2 protein-coding genes are annotated in these 1,487 nt (G+C 61.9%); both read right to left on the reverse strand.

What is annotated here, in order from left to right; translation table 11 throughout:
• Window positions 1-66 precede the first annotated feature (66 nt).
• Window positions 67-1,134, reverse strand: coding sequence for a uroporphyrinogen decarboxylase (gene hemE / locus ACQRBV_RS07030; RefSeq protein ID WP_060755197.1), 1,068 nt, complete (start codon window positions 1,132-1,134; stop codon window positions 67-69).
• Window positions 1,135-1,349: 215 nt separating this feature from the next.
• A partial coding sequence (locus ACQRBV_RS07035; RefSeq protein ID WP_427877914.1) for a hypothetical protein occupies window positions 1,350-1,487 on the reverse strand: 138 nt, incomplete at its 5' end.

Here is a 1,487-nt window from a genome sequence, read left to right on the forward strand (position 1 = left end):
CAGTTTCAGTGTTTGTAACTGAACCACCGCTATCGGGAGCAAGCCCCCTCCCACATTTTTTGCATGTTACTCGTGGTACTGCGCCGACAACTCGTGCACCGCACGCAGGAACGCGCCGGCATGCTCCGGGTTCACTTCCGGCGTGATGCCGTGGCCGAGGTTGAACACGTGGCCGGTGCCCTTGCCATAGCTGGCCAGGATGCGCCCGACTTCGGTGCGGATCGCTTCCGGCTTGGCATAGAGCACGGTCGGGTCCATGTTGCCTTGCAGCGCAACGCGGTTGCCCACGCGCTGACGGGCTTCGCCCAGGTCGCAGGTCCAGTCCAGGCCCAACGCATCGGCGCCTGCATCGGCGATGCTTTCCAGCCACAGGCCGCCGTTCTTGGTGAACAGGATGACCGGTACCTTGCGACCCTCATGTTCACGGATCAGGCCGCTGACGATCTTGCGCATGTAGGCCAGGGAGAACTCCTGGTACGCCGCCGCCGACAGGTTGCCGCCCCAGGTGTCGAAGATCTGCACCGCTTGCGCACCGGCCATGATCTGGCCGTTGAGGTAGGAGGTGACCGATTGCGCCAGCTTGTCCAGCAGCAGGTGCATGGCCTGCGGGTTGTCGTAGAGCATGGCCTTGGTCTTGCGGAAGTCTTTCGACGAGCCGCCTTCGACCATGTAGGTAGCCAGGGTCCACGGGCTACCGGAGAAGCCGATCAGCGGCACGCGGCCATTGAGCTCGCGGCGGATGGTGCTGACGGCGTCCATCACATAACCGAGGTCTTTGTGCGGATCAGGAATCGGCAGGGCTTCGATGTCGGCCAGGGTGCTTACCACTTTCTTGAAACGCGGACCTTCACCGGTCTCGAAGTACAGACCTTGGCCCATGGCGTCGGGGATGGTGAGGATATCGGAGAAGAGGATGGCCGCGTCCAGTTCCGGGTAGCGGTCCAGCGGCTGCATCGTGACTTCGCAGGCGAACGCAGGGTTCATGCACAGGCTCATGAAGTCGCCGGCATTGGCGCGACTGGCGCGGTATTCCGGCAGGTAGCGACCGGCTTGACGCATCATCCAGACAGGTGTGACGTCTACGGGTTGCTTGAGCAGGGCACGAAGGAAACGGTCGTTCTTGAGGGCAGTCATGTCGGCATCCGCAAAAAAAGTGCGGGCATTTTCTCAGAGCGCAACGCAAAAGGCACGGAATGCGCCGTGCCTTTTATCTATCGGGTCAATTTGTCGCGGATATGATCGTTCCCACGCTCCGCGTGGGAATGCATCCTGTGACGCTCCGCGTCACGCTTCAGAGCAGACGCGGAGCGTCCTGGGCGGCATTCCCACGCAGAGCGTGGGAACGATCATTAGACCTGCAGGTAGTCCAGGATCCCTTCGGCGGCGTTGCGGCCTTCGAAGATCGCGGTGACCACCAGGTCAGACCCACGCACCATGTCGCCGCCGGCGAAGATTTTCGGGTTGCTGGTCTGGTGCTTGTACTGGCC

Source organism: Pseudomonas sp. R11F (genome assembly GCF_050312575.1).
Lineage (GTDB): Bacteria > Pseudomonadota > Gammaproteobacteria > Pseudomonadales > Pseudomonadaceae > Aquipseudomonas > Aquipseudomonas palleroniana.

Bases quoted from the DNA above. Each gene is read 5' to 3' on its own strand.
- hemE (WP_060755197.1), bottom strand. From the start codon at position 1,134: ATGACTGCCCTCAAGAACGACCGTTTCCTTCGTGCCCTGCTCAAGCAA.